An 18,149-nucleotide genomic window follows, 5' to 3' on the forward strand; every position below is an offset into this window, starting at 1 on the left:
GCAGGGAAATTCATACAAAAAATATCAAAAAAGTTTCAGTACGATGTTGTATACTAAAAAAGAATCCGCAGGCCTATTGATTTTTCACGGGTCATAGAATTGTATAGAACTAGAAGTAGAAAAATGAGGAAACTTGTCGATTTTTATAGAGAAGGGGAAATAGGATGGAACATGTTCATGGATCGTTCGATACATCGCTAGTTGTTTTTTCGTATGTTGTTGCTGTTGTTGCTTCTTACACCGTTCTTGATTTGGCAGGGAGGATCAGCAAATCCGATGGGATGAACCGATGGCTGTGGCTTTCTTTTGGCGCCTTTGCCATGGGAATGGGGATCTGGTCGATGCATTTTGTAGGCATGCTGGCATTTTCCCTGCCTGTTCAGGTTTCTTATAATCTGATCACCGTTATATTGTCAGTCGTGGTGGCTATTATTGCCTCCTTCGTCGCCTTGCATGTAGTAAGCCGCGAGCAGTTATCATGGCGCCAATTGCTTGGCGGCGGGGTCTTGCTTGCCACCGGGATATCCTCGATGCACTACATTGGAATGGCCGCTATGCTGATTGATATTACTTATAACCTATTTTACTTTATTCTTTCCATTGTAATAGCCCTAATTGCGTCGGTAGCGGCGCTGTGGCTGTCGTTTTATTTCCGCAGAGACGCGGAAGGCAGTGTGGCATGGAAAAAGCTGGGGAGCGGGCTGATTATGGGTGCTGCGATTGTGGGCATGCATTATACGGGTATGATGGCGGCCGATTTTCACCTGGGACCTAAGTCCATGTCAACCTCGGGCATCAAGCTGGATCAGGACTGGCTCGGTTACTTCATTTCGGCAGGAACTTTATTTACGCTGGGGTTATCTCTGCTCGGGATTTACATATCGAACAAGATCTCACATAAGGATTCGGAAATTCAAGAGAAAACCAATGAAATCTATTTGATGAATCAGGAGCTGCGGCAGCTAAACGAAAATTTGGAGGAATTGGTGAGAGAACGTACGGCACAGCTTGAACAAGCTCATGACGAGGCGATCAAAGCCAATATGATCAAAAGCCAATTCCTGGCCAATATGAGCCATGAGCTTAGAACACCGCTCAATGCGATTATCGGGTACAGCGAGATGCTGGTGGAAGAAGCTGAGGAGCTTAATGAGCCGACCTTCGTAGAGGATCTGGGGAAAATCAGAAATGCGGGTAAGCATCTGCTGTCGTTGATTAATGACATATTGGATATTTCCAAAATTGAAGCGGGCAAAATGGAGATTCACATAGAGACATTCGAAGTGTCCGGTCTGATACGGGATGTGATCACCACAGTCAAACCGCTCATAGATAAAAACGGAAATACCTTGGAGCTGCATTTGCAAGAAGGTGTGATGACAACGGACGTCACCAAGCTGAGACATATCCTGATTAATCTGCTCAGCAACGCAAGCAAATTTACCAAAAACGGAACGGTTACCTTAGAGGTGAATCATGAACAGCGAAGCCATATGGCAGGATACAGCTTTCGCGTCAAGGACACAGGCATCGGAATGACGTCTGAGCAAGTCGAGAAGCTGTTCCAGCCCTTCATGCAAGCGGATTCCTCTACCACTCGCAAGTATGGGGGAACGGGTCTCGGGCTGGCAATTAGCAGCAGCTTCTGCGAAATGTTAGGCGGATCCATGGAGGTCGAAAGCGAAATGGGAGCGGGGAGCACCTTTACCTGCTGGCTTCCGATATCCAAGAGTGACGACGAGCCGGGTTTGGAGGAGCTTGCTAACGACCAGAGCCGCAAGGAAAATGACAACGGTGTCAGCATCCTGCTCATTGACGACGAGACGTTTAACCATCAATTGATGAAGCGCTATCTTGCTAATGAAGGATGGAAGCTGGCGTTTGCTACCAACGGGCAGGAAGGGCTTCAATTAGCCAGGAAGCTACGCCCCAAAGTGATCTGTCTGGATATTCTTATGCCGAGCATGGATGGGTGGAGTGTTCTGTCAGCTATAAAGAGCGATCCCGAGCTGCAAAACATTCCTATAGTGATCTGGTCGATGACCAATGACCAACAGCTCGGATATGCATTGGGCGCATCCGAGTTTCTGACGAAGCCGATTCAGCGTGAGCGGCTGATTCATGTCATGGATCGGTATATTTCCAACCGCAACGAACACAAGGTGCTGGTCATTGAGGACGATGAAGCGACAAGCGATTTGCTGACGCGGCTGCTGGAGAAGGAAGGATATGTAGTGAACCAGGCTCGAAACGGCCGGCTTGCCTTGGAATTAATGGAGAGAGCAGAGCCGGCGCTTATCCTGCTTGATCTTATGATGCCGGAGATGGACGGATTTCAGTTCCTTGAAGAACTTCGCAAGAGGGAAGCCTGGAGCAAGCTGCCGGTTGTGGTTGTGACAGCCAAATCAATCACGGCGGAAGACAGACTGAAGCTCAATGGCTTTGTAAAAAATGTTGTCCAAAAAGGTTCATTCGACCATAAATCACTGTTGGCGGATATTCGCCGGTTTGTTGAGGAGCAGAACGCGCAGGGACATTCATAATGAGAGAGGCGAACGACATGAACACAATTCTCCTTGTGGAAGATAACGAAATGAATCGGGACATGCTTTCTCGGAGGCTTGCCCGCAGGGGGTTTGAGGTAATCACAGCAGAGGACGGGAAGCAAGGCGTTGACACGGCCATTCAGGAGCGCCCTGATTTAATCTTAATGGATTTGAGTTTACCCGTAATGGATGGCTGGGAGGCAACCCGTCTGCTCAAAAGCAAGGAGGAAACGAAGAATATCCCGGTCATAGCCTTGACCGCTCATGCGATGGCGGGAGATGAAGCAGAGGCTTATCGGGCGGGATGCGATGATTTTGATACCAAGCCGGTCGTTTTGGAACGATTGCTTGAGAAAATAAATGCGGCATTGAATCGATAAGCGAAAGGTGAATAACGATGGACGAGATCAAGCTGGGCAAAATTTTAATCGTGGATGATCAAGAGTATAACGTCAGCCTTCTGGAACGTATTCTGGGGCGAGCGGGATTCCAAAATGTGTACAGCACCATGAATTCTCTGGAGGTTGAACGATTGCTCACGGAAGTGGATCCGGACATTATTCTGCTTGACCTGCACATGCCGGAAATGGACGGGCTTCAGGCGCTGAAGCTCATTCGCGGTCATTCTGGGCCGGATAACTATTTGCCTGTCTTGATGCTTACTGCCGATTTAACCTCCGAGGCCAAGCAGCAGGGACTGCAGGCGGGGGTTAATGATTTTTTGACAAAGCCCTTTTACAGGACGGAAGTGATACTTCGTATTACAAATTTGCTCCGCACCCGGCATCTTCACAATCAGCTGCAAAATCAGAACAGTGTATTGGAAGAAAAAGTACGGGAACGAACGAAAGAACTGCAGCTGGCCCAAATGGAAATATTGCAGCTTCTCGGACGTGCGGCGGAATACCGGGACGATATAACAGGTCAGCATACGCAGCGGGTAGGCTGGTTATCGGGATTAATTGCAGAACGACTGGGATTGCCGGGCCACGAAGTTGACATGATCCGGTCGGCGGCACCGCTTCATGATATTGGTAAAATCGGCATCCCGGACGATATATTGCTGAAGCCGGGGCGGTTTGAGCCCCATGAGTTCGAGCGTATGAAGTCTCATACGTCGATCGGTTCCAATATTCTGGAGGGAAGCTCCTTTGCTCTTCTGAAGCTGGCCAGACTCATAGCCGAGTCACACCATGAAAAATGGGATGGTACCGGATATCCCCAAGGGCTGAAGGGTGAAGCAATTCCTCTCTCGGCACGGATTGTGGCACTCGCTGATTTTTATGATGCGTTAACCCATGCCCGTCTTTATAAGAGGGCTTGGACACAAGAAGAAACGCTTGCTGAAATCAAGGCTCAACGCGGAAAACATTTTGATCCGCAGATCGTGGATGTGTTTATTCAACTGCTTCAGGAAATAAAACCCTAAGCCATCATACATAATGTCCATACAGAACAGGTCCCGCTAGCTATTGCGTCATTGCCGGGGCCTTTTCTTTATTCAGCAGCTGTTCTCCAAAGGATAGGCAGCGATTAGTCCGAGCTTACCGGCTACCCCCGGAAAAGCCCAGTCGCCTGCGAAGGTGTGTAGCATCAGAAATTTACAGATTTCGACAGGGCGACGGAGGTTTGTTCATGAATCTATCCAACTGCCGCGGCTGCGGCAAGCTTCATCTGCAAAGCGTGAACGTGCTTTGCAGCAATTGCTTTAAGCTCCATCTTGAACAAACTCATCAGGTGAAAAGGTTCCTTCAAGCCAACCCGCACGCTTCCGCTATGGATTTGGCTAGAGAAATGGGGTTATCCTTAAAGCAAGTTTATGAACTCGTGGGCCGGTAATCTCTTATTTTGGGAGATGCCGGTTTTTTTATTGTTATTAAATTTTTTGCATGTGCGGTACATGTTCCCTTATCCAAGCGTCTATAATGGAGATCGTAAGGATATCCCGAAGGAATGGTGAGGAAGGTTTGAGAATCGTTTGGAAATCAGGCGCTTTTCTGCTGCTGATCTGGCTTGTCTTTATGCTTGCCTACCAAGGATATATAGCAAAACTTCAACATGACTTAAAGAGGAATACAGGGGCCTTCCTGCAAGAAATCCAATCGCAGAACTATACTAAAGCCGCGGAGTTGCATAGAGGTTCGATTGATCTTGCATCAATTCGGAAGCTGGATGAAATGGATGGCTTTCGACTTCTGTCCTTCGACCGGGTAACGGCAGCTTATGATGACGGTTGTGTATGTACGGGGAAAGCGGAGCTGACGTTCGCTGTGAAGGGGGTGCCTCTTCAGGTATCCGCCATTGTGACCTCAGGAATGGACTATATGCCGGGTCAAATCTGCGCAATCACTCCCCCTGACATAAAGCGCGGATCGATTCCTGAGTTATCGCAATGGAACCTTGCCGCTTGCGGCAGTGACGGCTTTTAGGGCTAGTTCATTTAGATAGAGCTCATCTAAAAAATAGGTATAATCAAGAGCGGCTTTTTGGCAGTCCGGGACATGAGGTGTCCCCTTGGGCTGTTTTTTTATTTGTTAAACGTAAAAAATACTATTTACAATTGGGCGAGCTTCGTTTATGATAATCGTTATTATTAGTAATTATTACGAATATTGACGATTGCTTTGAAAGGAGTGTGGGTAGGGAATGGAGCTGACCAGTATGAAGCAGGTTGTCTTCGGTTACTCGGAATTTCCTTGTCTGGACGACGTGAATCTTGAGATAACCTCGGGCGAGTTCGTAGCGGTGATTGGCCCTAACGGAGCGGCGAAAACAACCCTGCTGAAGCTGATGCTCGGCCTAATAAAGCCATGGAGCGGTCAAGTGGAAAGAAGCGGAGTCGGCCCCCAGGGAGGAAAATTGGTTGTAGGCTACGTCCCTCAGCAGATGGCCTCGTTTAACAGCGGCTTTCCAAGCAAGGTAATCGAATGGGTACGGTCGGGCAGATGGAGCCGTAAGCGCTGGTATGAACGGTTGAATGAAAGGGATCATTTCATTGTGGAGCGGGCCTTGAAGCAGGTAGGGATGTGGAATCGGAGGCATGCGAGAATCGGCGAGCTGTCAGGCGGTCAAAAGCAGCGTATGGGGGTGGCAAGGGCACTCGCGCAGGAGCCGGATCTGTTCATTCTGGATGAACCGACAACCGGTATGGATGTGGAGAGCCGGCATGCTTTTTATGAGCTGATGCATTCGCAGGTGAAGGAATCCGGCAGATCCGTCGTTATGGTAACTCACGGCCTGGAGGAAGTGCTGCCCAGAATCGATCGCGTTATCGAATTGAAGCGCAAGGAGGGAGGGGATTGGAAATGCTGCACTACGAGTTCATGCAGCGGGCATTTTTGGCCGGGGGGATAGTGTCCGTTCTGGCTTCAGTGCTCGGCGTTTACTTGATGCTTAGGCGGCAGGCTCTGATGGCGGATACCCTGTCTCATGTATCCCTGGCAGGCGTTGCCATAGGAGGGCTGCTGCATTGGAATCCCGTAATAACAGGATTCGCCGCTGCGGTGATCGGTGCCTGCAGTGTGGAGTACGTCCGCAGATCGTTCCGGGCTTTCAGCGAAATTTCTATTGCGATCATCATGATAGGCGGATTAGGCTTCGCCGTAGTTGCCATGAATATGAATCAAAGCCTAAGCAAGAGCATGAATGCTTATTTGTTCGGTTCAATTCTGGCTGTGAACCCCGTCGAGCTGTGGCTGATGCTGGGAGTGGCGGCGGCTGGAGGGCTGTATTTCTTCTTGCTGCGGAGATCTTTGTACGTGCTTGCTTTCGACGAAGAAACCGCAGAGACAAGCGGAGTACGCGTAAGGCTGATTTCCTTTTCCTTCAGTGTGGTCACCGGGATGGCGGTGGCTGTTGCGATGCCAATAGTCGGTGTGCTGCTGGTGTCATCGCTAGTTATACTGCCGGCCGCCTTGGCTATCCGTATTGCGCCGGGGTTTACAGCTGCAATCCTGCTGTCTGTTCTTATCGGGGTTACGGGAGTTTGCACGGGGCTTACGGCATCCTACCGGTTCAGTACGCCGCCGGGCGGGACGATTGCACTTGCGCTGCTGTTGTTTCTCATAATCGGCCTGCTGTTGAAAAGAGGCTGGCTGTACATAGGGAAGCTTCGCAATAAAAAGCGGCCGCACAGTGTGCAGCAGGAGCCTGTGGAGGAAGGACTCATGGTTTCTCAGGGAACGCAGTGAGCGCGGACACTATCGGAGCTTTAAGGAATAAATAGCTTCAAAGCGGGCTTGTGCTCTAGGAATCTATCAATCATAAATAACGGAGGATGAAGATGAAATCATTGTTTTCTACTAAATTGCTAAGTTTGGTGCTAGTAACCGGAATGGTCACGGCAGGCTGCAGCGCTGCCGACCAGGCTGCCTCTTCTAAACCGGACTCGAAGCCGAATGCAGAATCGGGCACCGGGAAGGATATACCCGTCCAGCAGGCGAAGCTGAAGGTTGTAACAAGCTTTTATCCGCTGTATGAGTTTGCCCGCCAAGTGGCCGGTGATAAAGCGGAGGTCGTGAATTTGGTACCCGGCGGTATGGAGCCTCATGATTGGGAACCGACGGCTCAGGATATGAAGCTGATTCAGGATGCAGGTGTGTTCGTGTATAATGGCGCAGGCATGGAAAGCTGGGCTGATAAGGTGCTGGGCAGCATCAATAAAGACAAGACGGCGGTCGTCGAAGCCAGTAAACAGATGGAGCTGCTGGAAGGGACGGAGCATGATGAAGAGGAACATGATCATGATCATGACCATGACCCTGGCAAGGAAACCGGCGACACGCAAGACGGCTATCACGATCACGATCACGGTCCGGCAGATCCGCATGTATGGCTCGATCCTGTTCTGGCCCAGCAAGAGGTTCAGTCGATCCAGGCGGCATTGGAGCAGGCTGATCCTGCCAATAAAGAGGTCTATAAGAAAAATGCCGCTGCGTACATTGCCAAGCTGAAGGAGCTGGATCAGTCGTTCAAGGATGGGCTGGCCTCTGTTAAACGCAAGGAATTCGTTACGCAGCATGCCGCGTTCGGATACTTGGCCAAGCGATACGGCTTGACGCAAGTCCCTATTGCAGGCTTGTCCCCGGAGCAGGAGCCGTCACCCGGCCAGATGGGGGAGATCATCCGGTTCGCCAAGGAAAAGCAGGTGAAGACGATATTCTTCGAAACGCTCGTGAATCCGAAGGTAGCCGAGACGGTAGCCAGGGAGCTTGGAGCCAAAACGGCGGTATTGAATCCGATCGAGGGCCTGACCGAAGAGGATAAAGCCAAGCAGCTGGATTATATTGGCATTATGCTCAACAATCTGGCGGCTCTTAAGGCTGCCTTAAACGAGTAGAAGCGTGAACATGAAAAGATCGATGGTCTCTCCTCCCCAAAAGTAGGGGGGAACCACCGATCTTTTTGATTTGTTCAAACTTCTGCGGGTGTGCCGTTCTCCGCCTCTATACCATCAAGGTGTCCTGCACGGAGCCGCCGGGAGGAACAAGCCGCTCCATGCCGTTCATATAAGGCCGGAGAGCCGGAGGAATCCAGATCGATCCGTCCTCCTGCTGATGATTCTCCAGCAGCGGAATCAGAATCCGCGGCGACGCCACTGCCGTGTTGTTCAGAGTGAAGCAGTATCGGGCCTTTCCTTGCGCATCGCGGTAGCGGATATTCGAGCGGCGCGCCTGGAAATCCAGCAGGCTCGAGGAAGAATGCGTCTCGCCGTAGCTGTCCCGGCTTGGCATCCAGCTCTCGATGTCATACTGCTTGTAGGTCTTCTGCGACATATCCCCCGTGCAGACGGCCATTACCCGATAAGGCAGACGCAGCAGCTGCAGCAGCTCCTCCGCGTTGCCGGTAATTTCCTGCAGCAGCTCCTCCGATCGTTCGGGGCTGGCTTCACAGAGGATGACCTGCTCGACCTTGGAAAATTGATGGACCCGGTACAAGCCGTGAACGTCCTTGCCTGCGGAGCCGACCTCGCTTCGGAAGCAGGTTGAGGCCGCGGCCAGCTTGATCGGCCGGGTCACATCCACCACTTCATTGCTGTAGTAGGTGACAAGGGGCACTTCGGAAGTGCCGACCAGCCACTTCTCTTCATCCGGAACCGCATAAACCTGATCCTCCCCGAGTGGGAAGAACCCGGTATTTGTCAAAGCCTCCGCACGTACCATAAGAGGCACCTCCAGCAGCTGGAAGCCTTTGTGAACTAGGAGATCCAGGGCAAGCTGTTGTACCGCCCGATGCAGCAGCACGCCTGCACCCTTCAAGTAATAGTTGCGGCGTCCGGCTGTTTTCACACCCCTGGGAATATCAATCATATCGTGGAGCTCGCCGAGCGCTACATGATCCCGAGGCGTAAAACCAAATCGGGCAGGAAAGCCGACGCGCCGAATTTCCACATTATCCGCATCGGAACGTCCAACAGGAGTATCCGGCGAAACTATATTGGGTACACGGAGCAGGAGCCTCTTATACGCCTGCTCTGCAGCTGCAAGCTCCGTCTCCAGCTGCGCCAGTGTCTCATTCATTTCTTTCACCTGCTGTTTCTTGCGTCCGGCTTCCTCCGCTTGGCCTGATTGCATGAGCAGGCTGATTTCCTGCGACAGCTTGTTTCTCGACTGCCTCAGCGGCTCCACCTGATGCAGCAGCCGCCGCTTGTTCTCATCGTGCTGCAGCAGCTCCTTAATGGAAACCTCCATCCCTTTTTGGTCTGCTGCGGCTTGCAGCCGCTCTCCGTTTTCTCGTATCCATTTGATGTCCAGCATAGTACCTCGCTCCTTTTGTGGAAAAATACAAAAAGCGCCCTCATCCGTATGGGACGAGGAGCGCTTTGCTCGCGGTGCCACCCAACTTGACCGAACAACAAGGTTGTTCGATCCCCTTTGGTTCCGCGGTAACGGGCGGGTCCGGTTAGCTTAGGGAGCGTGGGCTCCTTGACGAAAACGCCTCCGAGTTGGAATCTCTTCATCGGCATAATAGACACGATTATATTTTTTCCAGTATACCTTATTCGGCTTTGCTTGTGCAAGTGCGGGCTGGTTCCTTGGCTGTCCAAACCTCCTTGGCACCTTCTTGTTAGAATCCCGCACGCGGAGAGAGGGACAAAACGTGAATATTGTCTAAATTCAAGTGTATTTTGTTCATGGCTAGGGGAATCCCTGCCTATTACAATAAGGGAAGTCATGCATATAGGAACCAATATGATGTGGGGAGGAAATCAGTGTGCAGTTTCATCAACAGAAGCAGCAAACGAAGCTGTGGTACCGCAAGCCGGCCAAAAAATGGTTGCAGGCGCTTCCGCTCGGCAGCGGACGCATAGGCGCGATGGTACACGGGCAAGTCAACCGCGAGGTTATTCAGCTTAACGAGGATACCGTTTGGACGAGAGGTCCCCAAAACCGCAACAACCCGGATTCTTTGCAAACTATTGACCAAATTCGCCGGCTGTTGAGTGAGGGGAAGGTAGAGGAAGCCCACGATATAGCTGATATGGGAATGATGGGAGTGGCCCGCAGGCAGCCTCCATATCAGACGTTAGGCGAGCTGAATCTGTTTTTTCCGGGACATAAGGACAGTATAATGGAGGATTATCGCAGAGAGCTCGATTTGGAAACCGGGATTGCGACGGTGACCTACCGTATACAGGATACGACATACTCCAGGGAAATGTTTGCAAGCGCTGCCGACCAGGCTCTCATCGTCCGGCTGAAGGCGGACCGTCCGAACCGGCTCAGGTTCGGTGCCAATCTGTTTCGCAAGTTCGACGCAATCACTGAAATTGCAGGGCCTGATACGGTTAGTCTGGACGGTCAGTGCGGTGCATGGGGGACGAAATTCCACGTCCGTATGAAAGCGGTGTTAGAAGGGGGAAGCAGCCGGACGCTAGGCGATCATCTCTATGTGGAAGGCGCCGATGCTGTCACCTTGGTGCTGACGGTTTCAACCGATTTCCGGTACGAGCAGTATCGGGAACGGTGCGAGGAGGAGCTGCAGCAGGCGTCAGCTGTCCCGTATTCGCTGCTGCTGGAGCGCCATCTGCAGGAATATCGTCCGTGGTTTGACAGGATGAAGCTGTCTCTTGAATGCGTTGGTCAAGAGGAGCTTGCCGAGCTGCCTACAGACGAACGGCTGGCCCGCGTGAAGAACGGGGATGAAGATACGGGATTGACCGAGCTGTATTTTCATTACGGCCGGTATTTATTGATTTCAAGCAGCCGTCCGGGCACGATTCCGGCTAATTTGCAGGGCATATGGAACGATAGCTATGTGCCGCCTTGGGATTCAAAATATACGATCAATATCAATATTCAAATGAACTATTGGCCGGCGGAGGTGTGCAATATGGCGGAGCTGCATTTTCCGCTGTTCGATCACCTGGATAGAATGCTCCCTCAGGGGCAGGAAACGGCCCGTGTTCAGTATGGGGCACGCGGCTTCATGTGTCACCATAATACGGATTTATGGGGGGATACGGCACCTACGGACTTTGCCCGGGCCGGGTTATGGCAGATGGGAGCGGCATGGCTCTGCTTCCATTTATGGGAGCACTACACCTTCAGCCTGGATACCTCTTTCCTGGCAGAGCGGGGCTATCCGTTAATGAAGGAAGCGTCCTTGTTCATTCTTGATTTCCTATTGAAGGATTCGGACGGCATGCTTCATATCGGGCCCACGGTATCTCCCGAAAATTCGTTCCGGCTGCCTAACGGGGAGACAGGAAGATTGTGCATGGATCCGGCGATGGATGTTCAGATTGCTAGAGGGCTTTTCGAGCGGTGCATCAAAGCGGCCGAAATATTGCAGGTGGACGAGGAGCTGCGCAGGCAATGGAAGGAAGCCTGCAGCCTGCTTCCGGAGCCGAAAATCGGGAGATTCGGACAGCTGCAGGAATGGGACGAGGATTATGAGGAGGTCGACCCGGGGCATCGGCATCTGTCTCATCTATTCGGTGTCTTCCCGGACGATCAGCTGCTGCGTGACGAACGCTGGTCGCAGGCGGCTCGCGTTGCGCTGGAGCGCCGTCTCCAATACGGAGGAGGCGGGACGGGATGGAGCCTGGCATGGATTATTAGCCTGTGGGCAAGGTTTAACGAAGGAGACCAGGCCCACGAGATGATTACCAAGCTTCTTCGTGTCAGTACGGCCGACAATATGCTCGATTTGCATCCGCCGCAAATTTTTCAAATTGACGGCAACCTGGGAGCGGTCGCAGGGATAGCGGAGATGCTGCTCCAGTCGCACGAAGGAGCGATTCGTTTGCTGCCGGCCCTTCCGTCGGCATGGTCTGATGGATCAGTTGAAGGACTGCGGGCACGAGGGGGCTTCGAGTTATCGATCCGCTGGCAGGAGTCGCTCCTGGCAGAAGCAAGTGTCGTATCCCATAACGGCAGCTTATGCAGGCTGCAATCCAAGCTGCCGGTTCAAATTCTTCATAACGGGCAGCCTATTGCGCAAGGCCGCGGAGCATCCGATATCGTAGAATTCCCGACAGAGGCGGGCGCAGTCTATCATCTTCGAGTTTTAGCCTGATGGGCAGTTTGTTGAGAAACCTGAAGATCTGAAAAATTGCTTTGGCACCCCCGGTGCGTATCCCCTTCCGGTCGCTCTTGTTCTCGGGAAACGTTGATTGGAATTCCCCACAAAGAAATGGACTTGGCTTCGAAGCCGGTTCAAGTTCTTTGTGGGGTTATTTTGCTTGCAGTCATAGATAGGATTCCTCTTAAAAATAGCATCCCTATCCGCCCGGAACGGGCGTTTTTTTCACGGGTTTATAAGTGCCATGAGACGACATATATCAACGGTTGATAGAAATGGAATTAATAGAAATACAGGCTGAAGCGCAGTACAAGTTATTTACCGGAAACGTATTAATAACTATCAACGAATTCTAATAGCTATCAGGAATGGAGGGATGGATAACGATGGACACGATGTATCCTTATTGCTAGAAACGGTTGTAGATGTCGCGGACCAGAAAATACTAGATTGGCTGCTGCTGATAGAATGGACGGCATCCATCTGTAAAGGAGAGGATTACGTATGGTTGAGCTGATGGTCCCGATCACAATTCTTGCTTTTCTCTTCACGATTATGTTCATATTTTGGAAGCCGCAAGTCAACGAGGCGATACCCGCTTCGATTGGAGCTGCCTTCGTACTTTTGAGCGGCAGCGTCACTTTAACGGACCTTGGAAACATATTGGATACTATAAGTGGAGCAGCAATTACGATTATAGCAACGATTGTGATGGCGATTGTTTTGGAAAGCTTCGGTTTTTTTCAATGGACAGCGGAAAAGCTGGTGGACAAGGCCAGGGGGTCAGGAATCCGGCTGTTTTGGTATATTAACCTCTTATGCTTCCTGATGACCTTGTTCGTCAATAATGACGGCAGCATTCTCATTACAACCCCGATTCTGCTGTTGCTGCTGCAGCATTTGGGCTTGAAAAATCATCAAAAGATTCCCTATTTGTTATCCGGCGCTCTGATAGCCACGGCGTCCAGCGCCCCTATTGGAGTCAGCAATATCGTCAATCTGATTGCGTTAAAAATCGTTCACATGGATTTATATATGCACACGGCCATGATGTTTGTACCGGCCACGTTAGGGCTTGTCCTGCTGGTCTGCCTGCTGTATCTCGAATTTCGTAAAACGCTGCCCCGAACCCTCCCGGCGGGAAATCGCAAGCTGCTGCTGACCAAGGGCAGCCACCCTCTGCAAGGGGAAGAAGAACAGATGACGGTGGAGAAGCGCAATAAATTTATGAGAAATATTTTGATCTTCGTTTTTTGCGTCAGGATCAGTTTGTTTGCAGCGTCCTATTTCCATGTCCCCGTTTCGCTCGCGGCCATTTTCGGATCTGTGATTCTGCTCGGCTGGCGCTGGTACCGCCTGAAAATTTCGCCTGCCGATATGCTGAAAAAAACGCCTTGGTATATATTCATCTTCGCATTCGGCATGTATGTGATTATATATGGCTTAAATAACATTGGATTGATCGAGTGGCTGATCCATTTCCTTCAACCGCTTGTAACCGGCAGTCTGCTTCAGGCGAGTGTAATGATGGGCGTGCTCGTCTCCGTGCTCTCCAACCTGTTCAACAATCATCCTGCCTTGATGGCCGGAACCTTGACGTTGACTAATATGGGACTAGATCCGCTCACACTGAAAATATCTTATCTTGCAAGCGTCATAGGCAGCGATATCGGATCTCTTCTGCTGCCTATCGGGACATTGGCTACCTTAATGTGGATGCATATTTTGAAAAAGGGGAAGGTTCCCATTACGTGGGGACAATATTTGAAGGTGACCTCGATCGTCATCCCGGTTACAACGATGTTCACCTTGATTATTCTGGCTTATTGGGTGAATTGGATATTTTAAGACCGAAGGAGACTTCACAGCCTGGAACCTATCGAAGGGGATATGGATCCGGGCTTTTATCATTTGGTTATGAGAATAATATCAGAGCCAAGCCATTCCTAAAGTGATTTTATAAGGATAAAATATGAAACGTATTATAAATTATTATAATTGGGCGAAAGCACAATGAACAATTTCACATATACTGTAGGCATGTGACTATGTTGTTGCGGAGGGGTAACCATGGCGAATTATCATTTTATCGGAATTAAGGGCAGCGGTATGAGCGCTTTGGCGCAAATGCTGCATGATCTCGGGCACGGTATTCAAGGCGAGGATATCGAAGATACCCTGTTTACACAGGCCGCTTTGGAATCCCGGCGTATTCCGATGTATGCATTCGGGGCTGCGCCGCTGACGGCTTCGGGGATGACCGTAATCGTATCCAATGCGTTTCACGATGATCATCCGGCGGTCGAACGCTGCAGGCGGGCAGGCTTGCCGATTCGTCGGTACCATCATTTTCTCGGAGAGTGGATGAAGAGCTATACGAGCATCGCCGTAACCGGCTCGCACGGCAAAACAACGACGACCGGCATGATGGCTCATGCGCTCGGAGCGGTACAGCCTGCCTGCTTCCTTATTGGGGACGGTACGGGGAGGGGGAACCCCGAAGGGAAGCTGTTCGTGTTTGAAAGCTGCGAATACAGAAGGCATTTCCTTGCATACCGGCCCGAAATTGCTGTAATTACCAATATTGATTTCGACCATCCCGACTATTTCGCCGATATCCAGGACGTTAGAGCGGCTTTTGAGGAAATGGCCTCTTTGGTTGGAAGTCATTTGGTCGCCTGCGGAGATGATGCACAGGTTCGCCTTCTGCAGACTGGCAAAAGGATGGTGTTGTACGGATTGGAGGCTCATAATGAGCTCAGGGCATCCGATCTGGCTATCGAACACGGCGGGGTTGCCTTTTACGTTCAATGGCGCCATACGGAGCTTGGCCGCTTCTGGATTCCGGCCTTTGGCAGGCACAATGTGCTGAACGCATTGGCCGTCATCGGTACGGGGCTGACTCTGGATCTCGATTTGGAGCAAATCCGCAGCCAAATGAAAGGCTTTACCGGGGTGAAACGGCGTTTCACAGAGAAGCAATGGAGAGGGAATGTGTTGATTGACGATTACGCACACCACCCTTCAGAAATTACGGCTACGCTCGAAGCGGTGAGAAGCAAGTACCCGGAGAAAAAAGTGGTCGGAGTGTTCCAGCCTCATACGTTCAGCCGGGTAGAGAAGCTGATGGACGATTTCGCCGTGTCTTTGAGGGGAGCCGATGACGTATTCTTATGTCCTATCTTCGGTTCGGCAAGAGAAGCGGAAGGCAGCGTATCCATTGAGCAGCTGCAGGAGCAAATACCTAATGCACAGCTGATCTCGGAGCATACGGTCGGACATCTGTCCGCTTATGAAAACAGCGTCCTTGTTTTTATGGGAGCCGGCGACATTCAGAAATATCAAATGCTGCTTGAAAAGATGTAGGGCTCCGTTCTGCACAGCGTGTAAATAAAAAAGGGTGCTTCCGGATCATCAGTGATGACGGAAGCACCTTTTTTGGGCATAGTAGCCCGTTGTGGGGTTTAAGCTTGCAAAGCCTCCTCGATGGCGTTCAGCACATCTTCAGACAAAGTAATGCCGCTTGCAGCACAATTCTCAACCACCTGCTCCGGACGGCTAGCTCCGACTAATGCGCTTGCAACATTGCTTTGGCGAAGAATCCAGGCGATGGCAAGCTGCGACACCTTAATGCCCAGCTCGTCGGCAATTTTGGATATTTTCTCGACGCGCAGGAGATTGGTTTCACTCAGCTGCTTTTCGCCCCAGTTTTTGCTGGCGGCGCGGCTGTCCTGCGGGACCGGCTGACCGAGGCGGTATTTGCCTGTCAGCAGGCCTTGAGCCAGAGGCGAGAAGACGACCTGGCCGTATCCTTTTTCTTTTCCGATCGGAATGATCTCTTTCTCGATATAGCGGTTAAACATGTTATAAACCGGCTGGTTGACGATGATTTTGTCCAGCAGCAGCTTGTCCGCGATGGCATAGGCTTCCACGATTTGGGCCGGAGTCCATTCGCTGACGCCGATGTACAGCACCTTGCCCTGAGTTACGAGATCGTCCAGTGCACGGAGCGTTTCTTCCAGAGGCGTCTCCTTATCATAACGATGACAATAATAAATATCGATATAATCGGTACCGAGACGCTTCAGGCTCGCTTCGCATTGCTCCATAATATGCTTGCGGGACAGGCCGCGGTCGTTCGGTCCTTCACCCATCTTGTTGAATACTTTGGTTGCCAGAACATAGGATTCTCTTGGATATTGGGACAACGTCCTGCCCATGACTTTCTCGGCCTCGCCGCGCTCATACATATTGGCAGTATCGAAGAAATTGACGCCCAAGTCGTATGCCTGCTCGATGGAGCGAACGGCATTATCGTCTGCAACATACCCTCCGTAGGTGAGCCAGCTTCCCAAGCTGATTTCGCTGACTTTAAGTCCGCTGTTGCCTAATCTTCTGTATTGCATCTTGAAAACGCCTCCCAGTAAATCTTTTTCTCACTACCTAGCCATTATAAAAACAAATATTTCATTTGATAAGAGCTGAAAAAGAGTTCATTAACTTACCCCAAGGTATGAGACTTACGTTAAAGTAACTTGCTATAGGCTAAAAAAAGTATGAAAACAATCCTTTTTATGGAATTTATCTGAATTTCGGAAAAGAAAGTGTGAATATTCCCTATTGCAGTTTGGAAGCGATGTTTTATTACACTCGGAAAAAGACAATAAAAGAAATTGTAACAACATTTTGAATATAAGGAGGGAGAACGATGGCGGATGTGAAAATTACGGTGTCGGACAATGGTCCCCTGATCGTCAGCGGGGAAATTCAGCTGCTGGACGGCGAAGGAAATCCGTTGGCTGTGAAAGAAACGACCTATTTGTGCCGATGTGGCATGTCGAGCAGCAAGCCGTTCTGTAACGGAGCGCATAAAGGGAAGTTTGAGAGTGTAGTAAGAGCGTAAGGACGCACGAATGCAGGTTCAAACGTCGAATGCTTCATGTTCATGAACGTCAAACCGCATGCTAGGGAAGGTTGACCGCCGATAGGAAGGTTCCTCGAAGAACTGGTGAATCTGAACTTTCCTATTCGGCGTCAAAAGCAGACAGAGATCCATTGATGATCTAACCGGATATGAGGCTGTTACAACCCGGCTGCTAATATATCGTTCTCCATAAATAAAAGGTAGCGTAAGCCTTCCAATCGCCCCAGGGAGCGGAAAGCCGGCGCAGCTCCTCGATAGAAGGCTTATTCGGCATCCCGAGAAGCTGCTTGATCGCATTGTGCAGGCCGACGTCCGCAATGGGAAAAGCGGAAGGGGATCTTAAGCAACGCATCAGCACGTAGTGGGCTGTCCAAGGACCGATGCCGCGAATTTGCACGAGCTTCTTCTCAATGGCCTCTGTATCTGCGAGCCCGAGCAGCATGTCCTTGGAAAGCAGCCCTTCATCCATTAGTCGGGCAACGCCGATGAGATACTCGGCCTTCTTGGTGGTAAGCTGAAGCGGTGTCAGGTCGGCAACCGTTAATGCCGCAATCTTCCCGGGAGCAGGAAAGAGCCAATAAGTCTGCCCGTTCCAGGCGGCGGATTGACCGAAGGCTTCAACGAATCTTCTCTTCAGGGTGTATGCGAACGCGAGATTGATCTGCTGGCCGAGAATGCCCCAGCACAGCGCCTCGAACAAGTCGGGGATTCCGACGATCCGAAGCCCGTTAAATTGCTGCACGACGCTGCCCAGCAGTTCATCCTGAGCGGCAATCCGGTAGAAGGGGGCAAGATCCGTACCGAGGTCGAACCATTCCCAGACATACTGGGCTGCAGCTGCTCGATCGGACGGCCTTAGAGGAGTGCCGCCAGGAAACGTGATTTTCAAAATGCCGGGTTCCGGGCTGGTGATTTGGACCAGAACTGGAGTTTCCTCTGTCGCAATCAGCTTGTATATGGCATGGTCCTCTATATAAAACATGCATTCATTGGACGACCGCATAAGGTATCCCAGATTGTGCTCGAAGCTGAAGGGAGATGGGGTGGTAAGCAGGATATGATCTTCATGGTCTGTCCAGTAATCGTTCGGAATTCGTGCCGGATTAGTAAGCATGACGCCCTCCATTTTTTTAGACTTTTGAATGTATCTATTC

Annotated in this window: 16 protein-coding genes; 13 read left to right on the forward strand and 3 right to left on the reverse strand. The window is 50.8% G+C overall.

The genetic code is table 11. The features are described 5' to 3' along the window. Positions 1 to 164 precede the first annotated feature (164 nt). The 8 genes from B1728_RS08465 (at position 165) to B1728_RS08500 (ending at position 7,884) form a co-directional block, all read left to right on the forward strand. A complete protein-coding gene (locus B1728_RS08465) occupies positions 165 to 2,543 on the forward strand; it encodes a response regulator (RefSeq protein ID WP_079909768.1) in 2,379 nt (792 codons plus the stop codon). 17 nt (positions 2,544 to 2,560) lie between these two features. After that, on the forward strand, positions 2,561 to 2,926 hold the full coding sequence (locus tag B1728_RS08470; protein WP_079910149.1) for a response regulator: 366 nt from the start codon (positions 2,561 to 2,563) through the stop codon (positions 2,924 to 2,926). A 17-nt stretch (positions 2,927 to 2,943) separates the two neighbouring features. Continuing rightward, on the forward strand, positions 2,944 to 3,975 hold the full coding sequence (locus tag B1728_RS08475; RefSeq protein ID WP_079909769.1) for an HD domain-containing phosphohydrolase: 1,032 nt from the start codon (positions 2,944 to 2,946) through the stop codon (positions 3,973 to 3,975). Between the two features lie 206 nt (positions 3,976 to 4,181). Next, complete coding sequence (locus B1728_RS08480) at positions 4,182 to 4,385, forward strand: hypothetical protein (protein WP_079909770.1); 204 nt, start codon at positions 4,182 to 4,184, stop codon at positions 4,383 to 4,385. Positions 4,386 to 4,513: 128 nt separating this feature from the next. Next, entirely contained in the window at positions 4,514 to 4,975 is a 462-nt protein-coding gene (locus tag B1728_RS08485; protein ID WP_079909771.1) for a hypothetical protein, read from the forward strand. 217 nt (positions 4,976 to 5,192) lie between these two features. Next, positions 5,193 to 5,900, forward strand: coding sequence for a metal ABC transporter ATP-binding protein (locus tag B1728_RS08490; RefSeq protein ID WP_079909772.1), 708 nt, complete (start codon positions 5,193 to 5,195; stop codon positions 5,898 to 5,900). Next, positions 5,846 to 6,736: a metal ABC transporter permease gene (locus B1728_RS08495; protein WP_079909773.1), complete on the forward strand. Its 891-nt coding sequence runs from the start codon at positions 5,846 to 5,848 to the stop codon at positions 6,734 to 6,736. Before B1728_RS08490 ends, B1728_RS08495 begins: the two co-directional genes overlap by 55 nt. Positions 6,737 to 6,828: 92 nt before the next feature. Continuing rightward, complete coding sequence (locus tag B1728_RS08500) at positions 6,829 to 7,884, forward strand: metal ABC transporter substrate-binding protein (RefSeq protein ID WP_079909774.1); 1,056 nt, start codon at positions 6,829 to 6,831, stop codon at positions 7,882 to 7,884. A 106-nt stretch (positions 7,885 to 7,990) separates the two neighbouring features. Here B1728_RS08500 and serS read toward each other — a convergent pair whose 3' ends face one another. Beyond that, positions 7,991 to 9,301 carry a serine--tRNA ligase gene (gene serS, locus B1728_RS08505; protein ID WP_079909775.1) on the reverse strand — a complete coding sequence of 437 codons (1,311 nt, stop codon included), beginning with the start codon at positions 9,299 to 9,301 and terminating at the stop codon, positions 7,991 to 7,993. Between the two features lie 457 nt (positions 9,302 to 9,758). Here serS and B1728_RS08510 point away from each other — a divergent pair, with 457 nt between their 5' ends. From B1728_RS08510 to murC, 4 genes are all read left to right on the forward strand, one after another. Then, positions 9,759 to 12,065, forward strand: a complete 2,307-nt coding sequence (locus B1728_RS08510) for a glycoside hydrolase family 95 protein (protein WP_218672292.1) — start codon at positions 9,759 to 9,761, stop codon at positions 12,063 to 12,065. A 382-nt stretch (positions 12,066 to 12,447) separates the two neighbouring features. After that, positions 12,448 to 12,588 (forward strand): hypothetical protein, encoded by a 141-nt coding sequence (locus B1728_RS36225; protein WP_179135944.1) that lies wholly within the window; start codon positions 12,448 to 12,450, stop codon positions 12,586 to 12,588. After that, positions 12,576 to 13,919, forward strand: coding sequence for an ArsB/NhaD family transporter (locus B1728_RS08515; protein WP_079909777.1), 1,344 nt, complete (start codon positions 12,576 to 12,578; stop codon positions 13,917 to 13,919). Before B1728_RS36225 ends, B1728_RS08515 begins: the two co-directional genes overlap by 13 nt. Before the next feature lie 222 nt (positions 13,920 to 14,141). Beyond that, entirely contained in the window at positions 14,142 to 15,437 is a 1,296-nt protein-coding gene (gene murC / locus B1728_RS08520; protein WP_079909778.1) for a UDP-N-acetylmuramate--L-alanine ligase, read from the forward strand. Positions 15,438 to 15,535: 98 nt separating this feature from the next. On the opposite strand, the gene B1728_RS08525 is transcribed toward murC, so the two are convergent. Beyond that, on the reverse strand, positions 15,536 to 16,477 hold the full coding sequence (locus tag B1728_RS08525; protein ID WP_079909779.1) for an aldo/keto reductase family protein: 942 nt from the start codon (positions 16,475 to 16,477) through the stop codon (positions 15,536 to 15,538). Between the two features lie 302 nt (positions 16,478 to 16,779). Here B1728_RS08525 and B1728_RS08530 point away from each other — a divergent pair, with 302 nt between their 5' ends. After that, entirely contained in the window at positions 16,780 to 16,974 is a 195-nt protein-coding gene (locus tag B1728_RS08530) for a CDGSH iron-sulfur domain-containing protein (protein WP_079909780.1), read from the forward strand. A gap of 193 nt (positions 16,975 to 17,167) precedes the next feature. Here the strand turns inward: B1728_RS08530 and B1728_RS08535 are convergent, their stop codons facing one another. Then, entirely contained in the window at positions 17,168 to 18,109 is a 942-nt protein-coding gene (locus B1728_RS08535; RefSeq protein WP_079909781.1) for a DNA-3-methyladenine glycosylase family protein, read from the reverse strand. Positions 18,110 to 18,149: the final 40 nt, after the last annotated feature.

It is taken from the genome of Paenibacillus sp. 32352 (assembly GCF_002042965.1).
Classification (GTDB): Bacteria; Bacillota; Bacilli; order Paenibacillales; family NBRC-103111; genus Paenibacillus_S; species Paenibacillus_S vulneris.